General features: G+C 63.9%; 14 protein-coding genes. 4 read left to right on the top strand and 10 right to left on the bottom strand.

Annotation, left to right across the window (positions count from 1 at the left end):
* Positions 1-20: 20 nt before the first annotated feature.
* The 4 genes from PCE31107_RS08000 to PCE31107_RS07985 all read right to left on the bottom strand — a co-directional run bounded on the left by PCE31107_RS08000 (position 21) and on the right by PCE31107_RS07985 (position 6,899).
* Complete coding sequence (locus PCE31107_RS08000) at positions 21-914, bottom strand: LysR family transcriptional regulator (RefSeq protein WP_150607568.1); 894 nt, start codon at positions 912-914, stop codon at positions 21-23.
* 110 nt (positions 915-1,024) lie between these two features.
* Positions 1,025-2,485, bottom strand: a complete 1,461-nt coding sequence (locus PCE31107_RS07995) for an efflux transporter outer membrane subunit (RefSeq protein WP_150607566.1) — start codon at positions 2,483-2,485, stop codon at positions 1,025-1,027.
* Positions 2,482-5,619, bottom strand: coding sequence for a multidrug efflux RND transporter permease subunit (locus tag PCE31107_RS07990; protein WP_150607564.1), 3,138 nt, complete (start codon positions 5,617-5,619; stop codon positions 2,482-2,484). The genes PCE31107_RS07995 and PCE31107_RS07990 overlap by 4 nt, the downstream gene beginning before the upstream one ends.
* 2 nt (positions 5,620-5,621) lie before the next feature.
* On the bottom strand, positions 5,622-6,899 hold the full coding sequence (locus tag PCE31107_RS07985; RefSeq protein WP_246181751.1) for an efflux RND transporter periplasmic adaptor subunit: 1,278 nt from the start codon (positions 6,897-6,899) through the stop codon (positions 5,622-5,624).
* A 301-nt stretch (positions 6,900-7,200) separates the two neighbouring features.
* Between PCE31107_RS07985 and PCE31107_RS07980 the strand changes: the two genes are divergently transcribed.
* Positions 7,201-8,073, top strand: coding sequence for a LysR family transcriptional regulator (locus tag PCE31107_RS07980; protein ID WP_174966579.1), 873 nt, complete (start codon positions 7,201-7,203; stop codon positions 8,071-8,073).
* 32 nt (positions 8,074-8,105) lie between these two features.
* Here the strand turns inward: PCE31107_RS07980 and PCE31107_RS07975 are convergent, their stop codons facing one another.
* The 6 genes from PCE31107_RS07975 to catA all read right to left on the bottom strand — a co-directional run bounded on the left by PCE31107_RS07975 (position 8,106) and on the right by catA (position 13,448).
* Entirely contained in the window at positions 8,106-8,564 is a 459-nt protein-coding gene (locus PCE31107_RS07975) for a YaiI/YqxD family protein (protein ID WP_150607562.1), read from the bottom strand.
* A gap of 154 nt (positions 8,565-8,718) precedes the next feature.
* Positions 8,719-9,501 (bottom strand): benzoate diol dehydrogenase BenD, encoded by a 783-nt coding sequence (benD, locus tag PCE31107_RS07970; protein WP_150607560.1) that lies wholly within the window; start codon positions 9,499-9,501, stop codon positions 8,719-8,721.
* Positions 9,498-10,520 carry a benzoate 1,2-dioxygenase electron transfer component BenC gene (gene benC / locus PCE31107_RS07965; protein ID WP_150607558.1) on the bottom strand — a complete coding sequence of 341 codons (1,023 nt, stop codon included), beginning with the start codon at positions 10,518-10,520 and terminating at the stop codon, positions 9,498-9,500. Before benC ends, benD begins: the two co-directional genes overlap by 4 nt.
* A 40-nt stretch (positions 10,521-10,560) precedes the next feature.
* Complete coding sequence (gene benB / locus PCE31107_RS07960) at positions 10,561-11,049, bottom strand: benzoate 1,2-dioxygenase small subunit (RefSeq protein WP_130026737.1); 489 nt, start codon at positions 11,047-11,049, stop codon at positions 10,561-10,563.
* Positions 11,046-12,404, bottom strand: coding sequence for a Rieske 2Fe-2S domain-containing protein (locus PCE31107_RS07955; RefSeq protein WP_150607556.1), 1,359 nt, complete (start codon positions 12,402-12,404; stop codon positions 11,046-11,048). The genes benB and PCE31107_RS07955 overlap by 4 nt, the downstream gene beginning before the upstream one ends.
* A 108-nt stretch (positions 12,405-12,512) precedes the next feature.
* Positions 12,513-13,448 carry a catechol 1,2-dioxygenase gene (gene catA / locus PCE31107_RS07950; RefSeq protein ID WP_130026739.1) on the bottom strand — a complete coding sequence of 312 codons (936 nt, stop codon included), beginning with the start codon at positions 13,446-13,448 and terminating at the stop codon, positions 12,513-12,515.
* Between the two features lie 182 nt (positions 13,449-13,630).
* On the opposite strand from catA, the gene PCE31107_RS07945 reads away from it, so the two are divergent.
* From PCE31107_RS07945 to pcaD, 3 genes are all read left to right on the top strand, one after another.
* On the top strand, positions 13,631-14,557 hold the full coding sequence (locus PCE31107_RS07945; protein WP_150607676.1) for a LysR family transcriptional regulator: 927 nt from the start codon (positions 13,631-13,633) through the stop codon (positions 14,555-14,557).
* 105 nt (positions 14,558-14,662) lie between these two features.
* Complete coding sequence (locus tag PCE31107_RS07940) at positions 14,663-15,808, top strand: muconate/chloromuconate family cycloisomerase (RefSeq protein WP_150607554.1); 1,146 nt, start codon at positions 14,663-14,665, stop codon at positions 15,806-15,808.
* Positions 15,809-15,962: 154 nt separating this feature from the next.
* Positions 15,963-16,799, top strand: a complete 837-nt coding sequence (gene pcaD, locus PCE31107_RS07935; RefSeq protein WP_150607552.1) for a 3-oxoadipate enol-lactonase — start codon at positions 15,963-15,965, stop codon at positions 16,797-16,799.
* The last annotated feature ends 58 nt before the right edge of the window (positions 16,800-16,857 follow it).

The following is a 16,857-nucleotide window of genomic DNA, read 5'->3' as shown; positions in this document are numbered from 1 at the left end:
GCGTTGCCATCACATCGCGATCAGGCGGCATCGCCCAACGCCTCAAGTGCCGACGCGACCCTGCGCAACCCCGGTGTCAGCGGTTTGTCGCGGCGCATGACGACCGCCAGCGTTCTCGTCAACCCCGGTGTGAGCGTCGAGACACGCAATCCCCGCCGGTAGTGCGCCGCGTTGACGGAAAGCCTGGGCACGATGCTGTAACCCAAGCCGGCCGCCACCATTTCCTTGATGGCTTCGACGCTGCCCAGCGCCATGACCGGCCGCACGCGCAATCCCGCCTGGAGAAACCATTCATCGATCAACAACCGGGTGCTGCTCCCCGGCTCGAACGCGACCATCGGTGCCGCGGCGAGCATCTGCGGCGTGACCTCCGTCGCCCAGTGCGAGTCGCCTGCCGGCGCGATGGCGACGAACGCGTCGCGCAATACGGGCCGGATATGCAGGCTGCGCCCGGCAGTGGGCAAGGTGACGAGACCGATATCGAGCCGGTTCTCGGTCACGGCGGCGACCACGTCGTCGGTGTTCCCGGTGCTCACGCGGATGTCGAGCATCGGGTGGCGCTTGCGCATCGCTCGCAGTATCGGCGGCAACAAATGAATGCAGGCCGTCGCTCCGGTGCCGATCGCCACTTCACCGACTTCGCCGCTTGCATGGCTGGACAGCGCATGCATGGCGTCTTCGACGACAGCTTCGATGCGGCGGGCATGGTCCAGCAGCGTCAGCCCGGCGGACGTCGGCTTGAGCCGCTTGCCCACGCGCTCAACCAGCCGGACGTTCAATCGCTGTTCCAACTGGCGAACCTGCAAGCTCACGGCGGGCTGCGACAGATCGAGCCGCGCGGCGGCCGCGGAGAAACTCCCCGCGTCGAGGACTTCGGAAAACGTATGAAGCTGATCCAGATTGAGGCGGCGCATCTCAAAGTTTTCCTTATGAACCGTGGTGGCATGCCAAGACTTTACCAAGAGACGCTATCGATGCGCCATGTCAATGCGCTGCCCGCCATGCGGTCCCGCCGCCCACCATCTCAGGACGTGCCGCTCTCCGGTTGCCATCCTCCGCCCAGCGCTCGGTACAGCGCCACATGGTTGACGAGCACCCGCTGCTTCACATCGATCAACTGTTGCGCCGCGTGAAATGCGCTGCGCTGCGCGTCGAGCAGTTCGAGGTAGCTCGCCACGCCGTTGGTATAGCGATGATGGGCCAGACGAAGCCGCTCGCGCTCGCCGTCCGACACGCGCTTTTGCGCCTGGAACTGGCGCGATAGCAGCCCTTGCGCGGCCAAGGCGTCATCCACTTCGGCAAACGCCGTCTGAATCGCGCGCTCGTACGACACAACGGCCATCTCCTTGCGCACGTTCGCCAGAGTCAGACCTTGCCGGTGACGCCCGCCCGCAAAGATCGGCACGGTAACTTGCGGCAGAAACGACCACACACCGGTGCCCGCGCCGAACAGATCCGCAATGCCTGCGCTGGCGGTACCGACGTCCGTCGTCAACTTGATCGACGGGAAAAACGCCGCGCGAGCGGCACCGATATCCGCGTTGGCCGCACGCAGTTGCGCTTCGGCCTGCCGAATATCCGGACGACGCATCAGCAACGAGGACGGCAATCCGGCGGCCACGGGCACGACGAATGCGTCGTCGAGCGATGCCGCCGCGACTGGCTTAGCATTCACATCGCCGGTCAGAACCTGCAACGCGTGCACGATCTCGCTGCGTTGCCGCTCGCGCTCGGCGAGCGATGCCCGCGCCACTTCGACCTGCGTGGTCTCGGCATTCAGGTCGAGATCGTCGATCAGCCCGCGCTCGGCGCGCAGGCGAACCACGCGAATGCCCTCCTCGCGCGCCGCCAGCACCTCGCGCGCGTAGGCGATCTGTTCATTGATGGCCACCAGCCCAATGTAGGACGTGGCCACTTCCGCCACGAGACTCACCTGCGCCGCCCGTTGCGCTTCCTCGCTTGCCAGATACGAATGCAGGGCCGCATCGCGCAGGCTGCGCACGCGCCCGAAGAAATCGAGTTCAAAGGCGCTCACGCCCAGCGTCGCCCGTAAGTCGTTGGCGACGTAACCTGCGGCGGCGCCTCTGCCCTCAGGCAGGCCTGCCGACCCCGAGTACCGCTGACGGGAGAATGCGCCGCCCGCCTGCACGCTGGGCAGCAGATTGGCCGCCTCGATGCCATACAGCGCACGCGCTTCCTGCACCCGCAGCGACGCCAGACGCAAGTCGCGATTCTGTGCGAGCGAGCGACGGATCAGCGTCTGCAAGGCGGGATCGGTGAATACGTCGGCCCAATCCGCGTCTGCCGCGAGCGGTTCGGCGAGCGCCAGACGCGCACCGGTGCCCGACGGTGCCGCCTCGTACGTGGTCGGCACCGGCGCCGCCGGGCGCTCATAGGTCGGCGCCAGCGTGCATCCGCCGACCAACGCCAGCAAGCACACGCCGGGCACGGCTATCCCGCGCAAGCGGGGTCGAAACATCTTCATACCTTCCCCTCGATGGCCGGTGCGGCATCGCCCGACGCGTTCGTCTTTGGCCGGCGCACGAAGCGACCGGCCCACAGGAAAAACAGCGGCACCAGAAAGATCGCCAGCACCGTGGCCGTCACGATCCCGCCGAGCACCGCCACACCAATGGCGCGCTGTGCGCCCGATGCCGGGCCTGAGGCAATAGCCAGCGGCACCACGCCGAAGCCGAATGCCAGCGACGTCATCACGATCGGGCGCAGGCGCAGACGCGCGGCTTCGACCGCCGCATCGAGCCAAGCCATGCCCTGCTTCGTCATGTCGTTGGCGACTTCCACGATCAGGATGGCGTTCTTCGCCGACAGGCCGATGGTCGCAATCAACCCCACCTTGAAGTAGATGTCGTTGGGCATGCCCAGCAAGCTCACCGCGCCGAGCGCGCCGATCACACCAAGCGGCACCACCATGACGACGGCCGCCGGAATCGCCCAACTTTCGTACAACGCCGCGAGCGCGAGGAAGACCACCAACACCGACAAGGCGAACAGCACCGGCGCCTGTGCGCCCGAGATGCGCTCTTCGAGCGACTGGCCACTCCACTCGTAACCGATGCCTTTGGGCAGGTCGGCCATCAATCGCTCCATGCGCACCATCGCCTCGCCGCTGCTCTTGCCCGGTGCCGATTCGCCCTGGATCGTGAACGACGGGTAGCCGTTGTATCGCCTGAGCTGCGGCGAGCCGAGCTTCCACTTGAGCGAGACGAATGCCGAAAGCGGCACCATTTCGCCATTCGCGTTGCGCACACGCAGGTTGCCCACGTCCTCGGGCGACACGCGCTGACGTCCGTCCGCTTGCACGATCACGCGGCGATTCTCCGCGCCCAGCATGAAGTCGCCGACATAGTCGGAGCCGAACATCGTCGCGAGCGTCGTATTGACGTCGTCCATCTTGACGCCGAGCGCTTCCATCTTGTGCCGGTCGATGGCGACGTCGATTTGTGGCACGTCGCCCTGACCGGCAAAGATCACGTTCTTGAGCACAGGATCTTGCGCCGCCTTCTTGAGCAGCGTGTCGCGCGCGGCGGTGAGCGCGTCCTTACCCACACCGGCCCGGTCCTGCAAGCGCAGATTGAAGCCGTTCGACGAACCCAGTTCCGGCAGCGCCGGGCTGTTCATCGCCATCACCATGCGATCGGGCTGTCCGCCAAACTTGGCGTTGACGCGCTCGACAATGGCGCTCACCTCGCCGTGTGCGGACGTGCGCTCGTGCCAGTCGTTGAGCGTGACAAACAGCATGCCGCCGCCCGGGCCCGACCCGAACTCGTTCCATCCGCCCAGCGCAAAGACGTGTTTGACCGGCTCGTGCTGCATCAGATAGTGCTCGATGCGCTCGAGCGCCGACATCGCCTCGGGCAACGTGGCGCCCTGCGGCTCGGACGCCATCACCATGAAGCTGCCGGTGTCCTCGTCGGGAATGAACGACGAGGGCAGACGCATGAACGCGAGCGGCACGGCGATCAGCACCGCGCCATACACCAGCACCGCGCGCCACGGACGGCGCAGCGTCTTGCTCACCGTCCGTGTGTAGCGCTCGGTACCCAGCGCGAAAGTGCGATTGAACCAACCGAAGAAACCGCGTTTGTCGTGATGGCCGGCCGCGATCGGACGCAGCAGCGTGGCGCACAGCGCGGGCGTGAGCGAGAGGGCAAGGAACGCCGAGAAAGCAATCGACACCGCGAGCGTGATTGCAAACTGACGGTAGATGTTGCCCACCGCGCCGGGGAAAAACGCCATCGGTACGAACACCGCGACCAGCACCACCGTGATCCCGACGATGGCCCCGCTGATCTGCTTCATCGCCTTGACCGTGGCGGCATAGGGCGAAAGGCCCTCTTCCACCATGATGCGTTCGGTGTTCTCCACGACGACAATCGCGTCGTCGACGAGAATGCCGATGGCCAGCACCATGCCGAACATCGTGAGCGTGTTGATCGAATAGCCGAGTCCCAGCAGCACGCCGAAGGTGCCGAGCAGCGCGACCGGCACCACCAGTGTGGGAATGAGCGTGGCGCGCAGGTTCTGCATGAACAGGTACATCACCAGGAACACCAGCACCACGGCTTCGAGCAACGTCTTCACGACCTTCTGGATCGAAACCTTGACGAACGACGCGGTCTCGTACGGGATCTGGTACGAAACACCGGCCGGAAAAAGCGCCGATTGATCGTCCATCACCTTGCGCACCGCCTTCATCACCGCAACGGCGTTCGAGCCGGCGGCGAGCTTGATGCCCATCGCGCTGGCCGGCATGCCGTCCACGCGCGACGAATAAGCGTAATCGGCCGCGCCCAATTCCACGCGAGCGACATCGCCGAGCCGGATCGCCGAGCCGTCGGCACGCACGCGCAACGGAATCGCTGCAAAGGCTTCGGGCGAGGAAAGCGAGCCTTCCGACACCACGTTGGCGTTGATCGGGGCCGACGCGGGCGTCGAGCCTGCGCCGATATCGCCGATGGTCACGCGCACGTTGTAGGCCCGGATCTTCGAGACGATGTCTGAAGCACTCAGGTCGAGGGCGACGAGCTTCGCTGCGTCGGGCCAGATACGAATTGCTTTCTCCGTGCCCCAGAACTGCACCTGTCCGACGCCCGGCACGCGTTTGAGCTGGTTGATGACCTGCGCCGCGGCGATCTCGCCGAGATCGGATTCGCCAATCGCCGGATTCGCTGACGCCAGCGTGACCACCATATGAATATTGTCAGCCGCGCGCTCGACGACGACGCCATCGCGGCGCACGACTTCAGGCAGACGCGATTCGACCGTCTTCAAGCGGTTCTGCACCTCGACGGCGGCCAGATCGAGATTGGTGCCCTGCTGGAAGGTGAGATTGACCGACGAACGACCGTTGCCGCTGGACGCCGACGTATACATCAGCCCCGGCGCGCCGTTCATCTGGCGCTCGATGATCGCCGTCACGGCGTCTTCGACCACCTTGGCCGACGCGCCCGGATAGCTACTCCAGACACTGACCGTCGGCGGGGCGATGTCGGGGTACTGCGCCACCGGAAGCGCACGGATGGAGAGCACGCCAACGAGCGTAATCAACAGGGCGATCACCCAGGCAAAGACCGGGCGATCGATAAAGAAGCGAGCCATGATTATTGCGTCTCCGCGTGGGAGGCCGGTCCGGCGCGCGCAGGCTCGACCGGTCCGCCATTGTCTTTCGGCTTCGCGTCGCGGGACATCACCGGCTTGGCCTTCGTGTCGTCCGTCTGCTTGGCCTCGGCCTTGACCTTGACGTGCATGCCGTCGGAGAACTGCGCGACGTTCTGCACGATGATCGTCTCGCCGCCCGCAAGGCCCTCCGTGACCAGCCAATCGCGGCCGTCGATCTCATCCGCATGCACCTTCGTGTCGCGCACCGTGCCCTGTGCGTCGATCACGCGCACCACGGCGCCATTGGCCGTGCGCGTGAGCGCCTCGCGGGGCACGCGCACGATGTTCGGATTCACCGCCCCCTGCAGGCGCACCTGCACGAACGCGCCCGGCAACAACACGCCGTCGGGGTTTGGCAGCACGGCGCGCATGGCGATGGTGTCCGTGCCCGGATCGACCGCCAGATCGGTAAAGAGCAATTGACCCGGTAGCGCATATTCACGGCCGTCGGGCAGCGTCACATGCACCGGAGGCGCGGCCGACGCGTTGCCGTGCTGCAGCTTGCCGGTGCGCAAATCGCGCGTCATGGCATACACCTCGGCGGCCGGCTGCGAGAAGTTCACGTAGATCGGATCGATCTGCTCCACGCGTGTGAGCAGCGTGGCCGAGTCGAGACCGACCAGCGCGCCCTCCGTGACTTCGGCACGGCGCACGCGCCCCGCAATGGGCGAGACGACACGCGTATAGCCGAGATTGAGTTCCGCCTTGCGGACCTCCGCGCGAGCGGCCAACACCTCCGCGCGCGCGCGCGCTTCGGCCGAGCGAGACTCGGCATCTTCCCGGGCGCTGATGGCGCGCGCTTCCAGAAGGCCGCGATATCGCTCGACCTTGTCGCGAGCCGCGTCGTGTTCAGCTTGCGTCTTGGCGAGTGCACCGCGTGCGGCGTCCAGCGCAGCCGACAACGGTTGCGGGTCGATGCGGAAGAGCACATCGCCCTTGGCGACGGTCTGTCCTTCCTGGTATCGGCGTTCGACGACGACCCCGCCCGCACGCGCACGCACATCGGCGCTGCGGTAGGCGGCCAGACGTCCCGGCTGCTGCGTCGTGAGGGTCTGTGCACGGCGCTCGACGACGCGCACGACGGCTTCCGGCGTCGCATCGGCCTCGTCCTTTGGATCTCGGTCGGCGCAGGCGGCGAGAACGAGAACACTGGCGATCAGGCTGGCTGACAGGCCGGTTAGCCATCCGAAGCGAGTTCGGTAATGAATATTCGATGACATGTAAGTACGTTGGATTGACGACAACCGGTCGGGGTGTCGAGACCGCGCTCAGTGCGCGACGTCGACCCATGGCGCAGCCACGGATGGGGTACCGGGGGCCCGCATCTCTCCAGGGTTGCCGTGGGTGGCAGGTGCGCATTGCGCGAAGGGGTCAGTCCCCGAGACCACCGGACCGGAAGATCCGGTCGTCTGCCGCCTCGCCTATGTTGGCGATTCAATCTGGCGTCCTACATTGGAGAAGCGCGATTCTGCCGCGAAATTTCTGTTAGAAAAAGTTGGAACCTATCGATAAAATGGATGAATGAACTGGACAATAGAGCAATTGCGCTACTTTGTGGCTGCCGCGGAGGAAGGATCGATATCGGCTGCCGCCCGAAGACTCGGCAAAGCCCAATCGGCGTTGAGTTCGGCGATTTCGCTGCTCGAGGCTGATTTGGGATTTGAACTATTCGACCGTAGCCGTCGCAACGCGAGACTCACCGCACAGGGAGAGGTGATGTTGCTCGAGGCGAAGGAGTTGCTGCGTCAGGCCGAGGGCTTGAACCATCGAGCCAATGCGCTGGCGTTCGGCGAGCAGCCGCAGTTGTCGCTGGCGATCGACGAAGCGTTGCCGTATCAGGCCGTGAGCGAACTGGTGCGCGATCTCGCGCACCAGTTCGCTTATCTGGAGCTGACGTTGCTCAACGGAACCTCAACGGAAGTGGCCGAGTATGTGGAGAAGCAGCGCGCGGACATCGGTTTTCACGTGGATCGCGGCGCGATCTCTTCGGCGCTTGGGCACAAGTATGTGGGCTCTGCCGTACAGGGGGTCTTTGTCGCGGGCGACCATCCGCTCGCTTACCGCGATCAGGTCACGCGCGGCGATCTGGCCAAGTACCGTCAGATTCTGCTGCAAATGGACGATTTCACGCCGTGGCAACTGAGCCCGTCGATCTGGCGGGCGGACAGTTTTTACGTGATCGCCGGCATGGTAGTCGACAAACTTGGCTGGGCCGTGCTGCCCATCGATATTGCGGAGTACGAGGATCTTCACGAACTGCGCTGCGACGATCTCGGCCTACCGCAACTGCCTGTGCGCATGCTCTGGCGTTTTGGTCGAGAGCCCAACGACGTGATGAGATGGTGCAACACCCGGTTTGGCGAACTGTTGCGGGCGAGTTCGGAAGCGGAGTAAGCGCGCTTTTTGCGCGTTCCGGCACGGACCGCTTACCGGCGCGACGCGCGATGACGGGCAAGGAAGCGATCGAGTTGCCCAGCGAACGATTGACTGTCGCGCGCGCTGAAGGGGGCAGGACCGCCGGTCTCGATGCCCGCATTGCGCAGTTGATCCATCATGTCGCGCATGCTCAGTCGTTCGTCGATGTTTTCACGCGTGAACCAATTCCCGCGTGGATCGAGCGCCAGCCCCCCTTTGTCGAGCACCAAGGCGGCAAGCGGGATGTCCGCGGTAATCACCAGATCGCCCAGGACGACAAGCTCGACAATGCGGGCATCCGCCACGTCGAAGCCTGCCGGCACCTGAATCGCCTTGATGAACGGTGACGGAGGCGTGCGCAGGAATTGGTTCGCGACCAGCGTGACCTGCACTTCCTCTCGTCGCGCGGCCCGGAACAATATCTCCTTGACGGCAAAGGGACAGGCGTCAGCGTCGACGAAAACTTGCATGTGAAGATCGTTCCGGGGGAGTCAAAGGCCTCCCATCATATGCCAACCGTCGTACTTTCACCGCAGCGGCTCGCTTTGCTGGCTCCCCTGGACCGACGGGCAGCGCCAAGCTTATTGCGCAACGCCCCCTCCCACGCTTTCGCAGCGTCTGACTTCAGCCTGTATCGCCACCGGCGACAGGCAATACCGTTCCGGTGATGTATCCAGCTTCGTCGGAGGCCAGGAAGAGAATGGGCGCGACTTGTTCGTCTAGGCTGCCGTAACGTTTGAAGAACGTCGATTCGGTCACCTGTGCGACCGCTTCGTTCATCCAGGCGATCTCTTGCTCGCTGTCGCCCGCGGCGTTGCGCGGAATCCGGCGCGGCGGCGCCGTGGTGCCCCCCGGCGCGGTCGCTACGACGCGAATATTGTGCTCGGCATATTCCATCGCCAGCGATTGCGTGATGGCGTTCACCCCGCCCTTCGCAGCGGAATAGGGCACGCGGCGAATCCCCCGCGTCGCATTCGACGACACGTTGACGATCGTGCCGCCGCCACGCTTGAGCAAGTACGGCAGCACCGCGTGGCAGGTGTAAAGCGTAGGCATCAGCGAGCGGCGAATCTCCGCGTCGATCTGCGCAGGTTCGAACTCGGCGAACGGACGCATACGAATCGCCCCGCCCACGCCATTGATCAGGATGTCGATGCCGCCGAAGCGCTCGTTGGCGAACGCCATGGCCGCGGCAGCGCCTTCGTAGGTCTCGAGATCGGCGACGAAGCCGGCCGACTCGCCTGCCCCGCCAGCCGCTTCGGCCGCCACCTCAGCGACGAATTCGGCGCGATCCACGAAGAGCACCCTCGCCCCTTCGGCCGACGCGCGCAGTGCGACTCCCCGGCCGATGCCTTGTGCCGCGCCGGTCACGACCATCACCTTGCCGGCAAATCGTTGCGTCGTCATGCGTCCACCATTGCGGCGTTGGGCGTGAATTTCTCGTAATGGAAGCTGTTGGGCCTCACGCCGTTGTCATCGAAGTGTTTGCGCACGGCATCGACCATCGGCGGCGGTCCGCACAAATACACGTCGACGTTGCCATCGTTGAGCGCATCGGCCGGAATGTGCTGCGTCACCCAACCCGTTCGCGGATGTTTCGATTCGGCGTCCGCCACCACCGTGGCAAAGGTGAAATTCGGCAGCTTGGCCGTGTAAGCCTCGATCGCCTCGACCTGGACGAGATCAAGATCCCGCGTCACGCCGTAGATCAGATGCACGCGCTGTTGCGACTGTGTTCGCGCGAGGACTTCGAGCATCGACAGAAACGGCGCCAGCCCCGTGCCACCCGCGAGGAAAAGTAGTGGACGCTCGACAGCTCGCAGATAGAAGCTGCCGAGCGGGCCTGTCATCTCGAGCGCATTGCCGGGTTGCGCGCTATCGAGCCACGAACTCATGACCCCGCCCGGAATCTTCTTGATGAGAAAGCCGATACGCGATTCTCCCGGAGCAGACGAGAACGAATACGAACGACGCACGCCGCTACCGGGCACATCGATATTGACGTACTGGCCGGGCAGAAACACGGGCGCTGCGGCACCCACATCGAGTTCCAGCACGACCGCCGCGTCGTTATGCGTCTCGACCTTGGTGACGGTCGCGGCAAAGCGGCTCTGCTCGGTCTTGCACGCGGTGGACGAGGCCGGCACCGCAATCACGCAATCGCTGTGCGGCACCATCTGGCATGTGAGGACGAGGCCGCTGTCCTTCTCGTCGGCGCTCAGGGCGTCTTCGATGTAGTCGTCGCCCATGTCGTAACTGCCGCTCTCGGCACGGCACTTGCAGGTGCCGCAGACACCGTCGGAGCAGTCCATCGGCAGATTGATCTTGGCGCGAAACGCCGCGTCGAGCACCTTTTCGCCGGCCTTGCATTCGACGAAGCGGGTCACCCCGTCTTCAAAATTGAGCGCTACGTTGTAGCTGGACATATAGCCTCCTCGACTTCCAGTCCTGATGCGATAGGCAACGTCAAACGTGATAGACGTCGAGTACCTGACGGATATAGTCGTTCTTCAAAACGATCTTCTTGTTGGCGATCAACAGCGCATCGCCGGCCCGGCGCAACGTGACGAACATCGTGCCGAAGAATTGATCGGTCGCCCTGTAACGATGGCTGAGCGTGCTGAAGTTGTAGCGCACGTCAACCTCGTCATCGCGCTGCGCCAGCACTTCCACATTCGCGACCGTATGTGCGGTGCGGGGCTCGGGCATCGACGCGCTGCTACGCTCGGTCTTGATGCGGAACACGCGATCCTCCAGCCCCCCACGATCCGGGTAGTACATCAGCGAGATCTGGCTCTGCGGGTCGTCGGTCAGTCGATCGTCGTCGTCCCACGCCGGCATCCAGTACGTGACGTCGGCGGCGTAGCACGCCAGCCACTCGTCCCACTGACGATCGTCGAGCAGACGGGCTTCGCGATACAGCGCGGCGCAAATCGTTGCGTAATCGAAGCTCATGCCGTGGCCTCCGCTTGTTCTTTCTTCACGGCGTCGCGCATTACTTCGACCCAGTATTCGTGCTGGCAGACGAACAACCCTTCGTCTTCGCTGCGCTCGCCCGACAGGCGCGGCGTCAGTCCCATCTTTCTGGCGTTGTCGTCCGGTCCGTCGATCCAAAGCGGTGCGCCGCGCGACAGGTCATTCCAGAGTGCCGTGGTACCGGCATAACCCGCCTGGCAGGCGCGGAACTCTTCGAGGTCGTCGGCCGTGCCCATGCCCGTCACGTTGAAGAAGTCCTCGTACTGGCGGATGCGGTGGGCGCGCACTTCGGCACTTTCGCCCTTCGGCGCAAAGCAGAAGATCGAGACTTCCGTCTTGTCGACGGCGAGCGGACGCACCACGCGAATCTGCGTGCTGAACTGGTCCATCAGGAACACGTTCGGGTAGAGACAGAGGTTGCGCGTCTGGTTGACGATGAAATCGGCCTTGACGTCGCCGACGCGGGCCTTGATTTCGTCACGATGCGCGTAGACCGGACGAACTTCCGGATTCATCGTGTTGGTCCACAACAGAATGTGGCCATGATCGAAGCCATAGACGCCTGCCACCGACTTGCTCCAGCTGTTGGCGTCGACGGCCTTCGTACCCTCGTCCTTGCGTCGGCCCATGGTCGCCGCGTAGTTCCAGTGAACGGTGCTGACGTGATAGCCGTCGCAGCCGTTCTCCATCTGCATCTTCCAGTTGCCGTCGTAGACGTACGAGGAATTGCCGCGCACGACTTCCAGCCCTTCCGGGGCCTGGTCGACAATCTGATCGATGATCACGCGGGTCTCGCCGAGATAGTCCGCGAGCGGCATCGAATCGGGGTTGAGGCTGCCGAACAGGAAGCCGCGGTAGCTCTCGAAGCGCGCGACCTTGCGCAGGTCATGCGAGCCGTGCGTATTGAATTGCACCGGGTACTGCGTGGTCTTCTCTTCCTTCACCTTGAGCAGCTTGCCGGTATTGGAGAACGTCCAGCCGTGGAACGGGCAGGTGAAGCTGCCCTTGTTTCCGTGCTTGCGACGGCACAGCATGGCCCCCTTGTGCGCGCAGGCATTGATGACCGCGTGCAGCTCACCGTTCTTGTCGCGCGTGACAACCACCGGCTGACGGCCAATCCACGTCGTGTAGTAATCGTTGTTGTTCGGGATCTGGCTTTCATGCGCCAGATAGACCCAGTTGCCCTCGAAGATGTGCTTCATCTCGAGTTCGAACAATTCGGTGTTGGTGAAGATGTCGCGGCGGCAGCGGAAGACGCCGGCCTGCTTGTCGTCCTGGACGGCCGTGTCGAGCAGCGCGTCCAGTTGCGCTTGTGTTTGGGTGATGGAGGACATGGGGGCTCTCCCCGCGCGCGCACCCCGCCAGGGAGCGATCGCGCCGGTATCAAAGTTGGAACGATGAGAGAGGCGGCTGCGCGCCGGCGCCGCCGCCGTGGCGAACGGTTAGGCCGCCGCCGAAGCGCGCAGGCGATGGACGATCTGGTTGTCCTTGCCGTGCGTGAGCGGGCTCAACTGGATATCGAATACGATTTCCTTGTAGTCGTCCGCTTTCAGGCCGAGCTTGGCGCCACCGGTCTTCTCGATCACGTGCGGGATCAGATCCTCGCGCGTCGCGTACGCGAAGTCGTCCCAGATCAGCGGATCGCCTTCGATGTTGATCTGCGTCGTAAGCTTGCGATGCGGTTCGCTGGTCACGAAGAAGTGCACGTGGGCTGGGCGGTTGCCGTGCCGGGCCAATACGTCGAGCAGTTGCTGCGTGGCGCCTTGCGGCGGGCAACCGTAGCCCACCGGCATCAGCGTGCGAAATTCGTACTTGCCTTGCGCATCGGTGCGCACGGCGCCGCGCAAATTGAAAGGCGATTGCGCGCCGGTCGGATCGAAGTGCGAATAGAAGCCGTTCGAGTTGGCGTGCCAGCATTCGACGATGGCGTCCGCCACCGGTTGACCGTCAGGGCCGGTCACCGTGCCGCGAATCACCAGCGGGCCAGCGTCGGCATCTGCATCGAGGTCGATCTTCGACACCGCGTCGCGCAGCGGCGCACCGGCGACATAGAGCGGGCCTTCGATGGTGCGCGGCGTACCGCCTTCAATCTCGGCGGCCCGGTCCTCGGCGTCCATGCGCACGTCGAGATACTTCTCGAGGCCAAGACCCGCGGCCAGCAGTGCCGCCTCGCCATCCTGGCCCAGTTTGTTGAAATAGTTGACGCCAGCCCAGATCTCATCCGGCGTGATATCGAGGTCGTCGATCGCCTTGAAAAGGTCGCTCAGCAAGCGATGGACGATCTGCTTGGTGCGCGCATCGCCAGTGGGATTTCCGAGATTGGCAGCGGCGCTCAACAGCGCTTGCACTTCGCTCGTGTCGAATACTTTCACGCTCATGTCTTCTCCTACCTCTATTCGAATTTTGCTGGGGTTAACCCGTGCATCAAGCATTCATCGTCCATACGCGCTAGGTATAATCGAGCACTGATGCAGAGCATGAAGTCAGGATAATGACGGGGTATAGCACCGTCCAACACTGATTTAGTATCGGCGCGATATCTGAAAGGTATGAAATGAATATTGAGTTGCGTCATATGCGCTACTTCGTGGCGGTTGCCGAAGAACGCAACTTCACGCGCGCCGCCGCGCGACTGCATATCGCACAGCCGCCGCTCAGTCGCCAGATTCAGCAACTCGAGGAGTTGCTCGGCGTTCAACTGTTCGAGCGCGACTCGCGTCCGCTCAAACTGACCGATACAGGGCGCTTTTTCTATTCGCACGCCGTGCAGTTGCTCGCGCAAACCTCCGAACTCGAATCGATGACGCGGCGCGTGGGCAAGATCGATCGCAGTCTCTCGGTCGGTTTTGTCGGCTCGACGCTTTACGGCATGCTGCCGAAGATCATCCGACGTTTTCGCGAAGAGAACAGCACGGTCGCGTTGAGCCTGCACGAGATGTCGACGATGGATCAGATCCAGGCACTCAAGGAGGGTCGCATCGATGTCGGCTTCGGCCGCATTCGTCACGAAGATCCGAGCATTCGTCGTGTGGTGCTGCGCGAGGAACGCATGATCGTCGCCCTGCCGCTCGGGCATCCGTTGATCGAGAGCAAACTCGTGTTGTCGCTGCATGACCTCGTGTCGGAGACGCTGATCATTTTTCCTCAAGCCCCTCGCCCGAGCTACGCCGATCAGGTGCTTGCAGCCTTCCACGATCGCGCACTCAAACCGGAGCGCATCTACGAGACGCGGGAATTGCAGATTGCGCTGGGACTTGTCGCGGCCGGCGAAGGCATCGCCATCGTGCCGCAGAGCGTCAATGGCCTCAAGCGCGACGACATCGCCTATAAGGAACTCGACGATCCCAATCTCGTATCGCCCATTATCCTGAGCATGCGATTGCTCGACGAGTCGCTCGATATTCGCGCCATGCTCGAATTGATCTACGACCTCTACGCCGAGGGGAACATGGAGCACCTCCCGCCTTCGGACCTCGGCTCACCCTGATCGGCACCATACCCGGCAGGTATTGAACCAGACGCCATCGGTCTTGGACAGGGACATAACGCGGCTTGCATACTGCGATTCACTGTCCAACTGTACTTCCCGGGTATGAAACCAACCGTCAGCTCCATCGAGGCCATTCTGGTCGACCTGCCGACGATTCGCGCGCATCAGCTCGCGATGACGACGATGCAGAAGCAAACGCTGGTGATCGTCAGGCTGCGTTGCAGCGACGGCATCGAAGGCATCGGCGAGGCCACCACGATCGGCGGGCTGTCCTACGGCGAGGAAAGTCCGGAGGGCATCAAGCTCGCGATCGACACCTATCTCGCGCCAGCATTGAGCGAGGTCGACGCAACCAATGTGCACGCGGCCATGGTGCGTCTGGATAAGATCGCGCGCGGCAATCGCTTCGCCAAGTCCGCACTGGAAACGGCCCTGCTCGATGCGCAAGCGAAGCGTCTTGGCGTGCCGCTCGTCACGCTCCTGGGTGGCGCGGTGCGCGAGACGCTTCCGACGCTCTGGACGCTGGCCAGTGGCGATACCGCACGCGACATCGACGAAGCCGAGCGCCTGCTGGCCGAGCGTCGTCACAACACCTTCAAGCTCAAGATCGGGCGGCGCGCCGTAAGCGATGACGTGGCCCACGTTGCCGCGATCAAGCGCGCCCTGGGCGACCGTGCGCGCGTCACGGTGGACGTCAACCAGGCATGGAACGAAGCGGAAGCGGCCACGGGCATCGCCGCGCTCGAAGCCGCCGGCGTCGACCTGATCGAGCAACCGATCCCGCGCGAGCAGCGTGCCGGCCTGGCGCGCCTGGCCGCTCGCTTTGTCGTGCCGATCATGGCGGACGAAGCGATCCTCGGTGCCGAGGATGCCGTTGAACTCGTGCGCGGCGGTTGTGCCGATGTGTTCGCGTTGAAGATCGCGAAGGCCGGCGGCCTTTACGGCACGCTGCGTGCCGCGGCCGTTGGCGATGCGGCCGGTGTCTCGCTGTATGGCGGCACGATGCTCGAAGGCACGATCGGCTCGATCGCGGCGGCGCACTGCTTCTGCACGCTTCGCCAACTCGCCTGGGGCACCGAACTGTTCGGTCCGCTGTTGCTCAAGGACGATATCGTCGTCGAGCGGCCGACCTACCGCGAGTTCGCCCTGCATCTGCCCACCGGCGTGGGCCTGGGCGTCACGATCGACGAAGACAAGCTCGCTCACTATCGTCGCGACGCGCAGCGCGTCGTCACCGGCGCGCAATAAGCCGGGGGCTGCGAGCGACCTGCGCATTGCGGACCGTCAGGTGTTGCGACGGACCACACGCCTGCGAGCCAATGGCCTCCCATCCAAATCCTAAGGCGCATCGAATTGCGGCACACGGTTGCCGCAATTCGCGCCGATCCGAGAGAGACACCGTATGTCCGCCATCCTCGACACGGCGCGCGACACGCCTGGCGACACCCACATTGAAACGAGAAACGGCCGCTTTCGCGTCGCCATCTCCGGCCCGGCATCGGCACCGGTGCTGGTGCTGAGCAACTCGCTCGGCACGACGCTGGAGATGTGGGATGCGCAAGTGCCGGGTCTGGCGCGCGACTTCCGTGTCGTGCGCTATGACACGAGAGGGCATGGCGGCAGCGTTGTTACGCAGGGTCCTTACACGTTTGACCAATTGGGGGATGACGTCGTAGCGCTGCTCGACGCGCTCGATGTGCCTCACGCAAGCTTCTGCGGCGTGTCGATGGGCGGGCACACGGGCTTGTGGCTGGGGCTGCATGCGGCGGCGCGCTTCGATGCGATTGCCGTGTGCAACAGCGCGGCCCGGATCGGCACGACCGACGGGTGGACTACCCGCGCCACGCACGTCCGTGCGCATGGGAAGGCCGCGATGGCGGAGTTGGCCGCGTCCTCACCGTCGCGCTGGTTTACCGAGGGCTTCATCGCTCGCGAGCCGGAGTGTGTGACGCGCGCGCAGGCCGGGATTGCAGCGCTTGCACCGGAAGGCTACGCGTCATGCTGCGACGCTCTGGCGAGCTCGGATCTCAGAGATGAGATCTCGTCCATCAAGGTGCCGACGCTGCTGATCGCCGGCGAGTTCGATCCGGTGACGACGGTGTCCGATGCCGAGGCCATGCAACGCGCCATCGCCGGGTCGACGGTGGTGTCGGTGCCGGCTTCGCATCTGTCGAACATTGAAGTGCCGGCCCAGTTCGAGGCCGCGCTGTGCAAGTTCCTAGCCAAGGCGCTCGACTGACGCGAGGCGCATCGGCGGTCACGCCAAATTCGGGAAATGGATGCCACGGTCATCGCGG

It is taken from the genome of Pandoraea cepalis, from assembly GCF_902459625.1.
Classification (GTDB): Bacteria; Pseudomonadota; Gammaproteobacteria; order Burkholderiales; family Burkholderiaceae; genus Pandoraea; species Pandoraea cepalis.
Note: the sequence above shows the minus strand (reverse complement) of the source record. Positions and strands in the feature narration are given on the sequence as shown.

What these genes read in the sequence shown, in the direction of transcription:
- PCE31107_RS07975 (WP_150607562.1), bottom strand. Translation starts at nt 8,564, where the DNA reads ATGCAAGTTTTCGTCGACGCTGACGCCTGTCCCTTTGCCGTCAAGGAG.
- PCE31107_RS07955 (WP_150607556.1), bottom strand. Translation starts at nt 12,404, where the DNA reads ATGTCCTCCATCACCCAAACACAAGCGCAACTGGACGCGCTGCTCGAC.
- PCE31107_RS07990 (WP_150607564.1), bottom strand. Translation starts at nt 5,619, where the DNA reads ATGGCTCGCTTCTTTATCGATCGCCCGGTCTTTGCCTGGGTGATCGCC.
- PCE31107_RS07985 (WP_246181751.1), bottom strand. Translation starts at nt 6,899, where the DNA reads ATGTCATCGAATATTCATTACCGAACTCGCTTCGGATGGCTAACCGGC.
- pcaD (WP_150607552.1), top strand. Translation starts at nt 15,963, where the DNA reads ATGTCCGCCATCCTCGACACGGCGCGCGACACGCCTGGCGACACCCAC.
- PCE31107_RS07940 (WP_150607554.1), top strand. Translation starts at nt 14,663, where the DNA reads ATGAAACCAACCGTCAGCTCCATCGAGGCCATTCTGGTCGACCTGCCG.
- PCE31107_RS08000 (WP_150607568.1), bottom strand. Translation starts at nt 914, where the DNA reads ATGCGCCGCCTCAATCTGGATCAGCTTCATACGTTTTCCGAAGTCCTC.
- catA (WP_130026739.1), bottom strand. Translation starts at nt 13,448, where the DNA reads ATGAGCGTGAAAGTATTCGACACGAGCGAAGTGCAAGCGCTGTTGAGC.
- PCE31107_RS07995 (WP_150607566.1), bottom strand. Translation starts at nt 2,485, where the DNA reads ATGAAGATGTTTCGACCCCGCTTGCGCGGGATAGCCGTGCCCGGCGTG.
- benD (WP_150607560.1), bottom strand. Translation starts at nt 9,501, where the DNA reads ATGACGACGCAACGATTTGCCGGCAAGGTGATGGTCGTGACCGGCGCG.
- benC (WP_150607558.1), bottom strand. Translation starts at nt 10,520, where the DNA reads ATGTCCAGCTACAACGTAGCGCTCAATTTTGAAGACGGGGTGACCCGC.
- PCE31107_RS07980 (WP_174966579.1), top strand. Translation starts at nt 7,201, where the DNA reads ATGAACTGGACAATAGAGCAATTGCGCTACTTTGTGGCTGCCGCGGAG.
- benB (WP_130026737.1), bottom strand. Translation starts at nt 11,049, where the DNA reads ATGAGCTTCGATTACGCAACGATTTGCGCCGCGCTGTATCGCGAAGCC.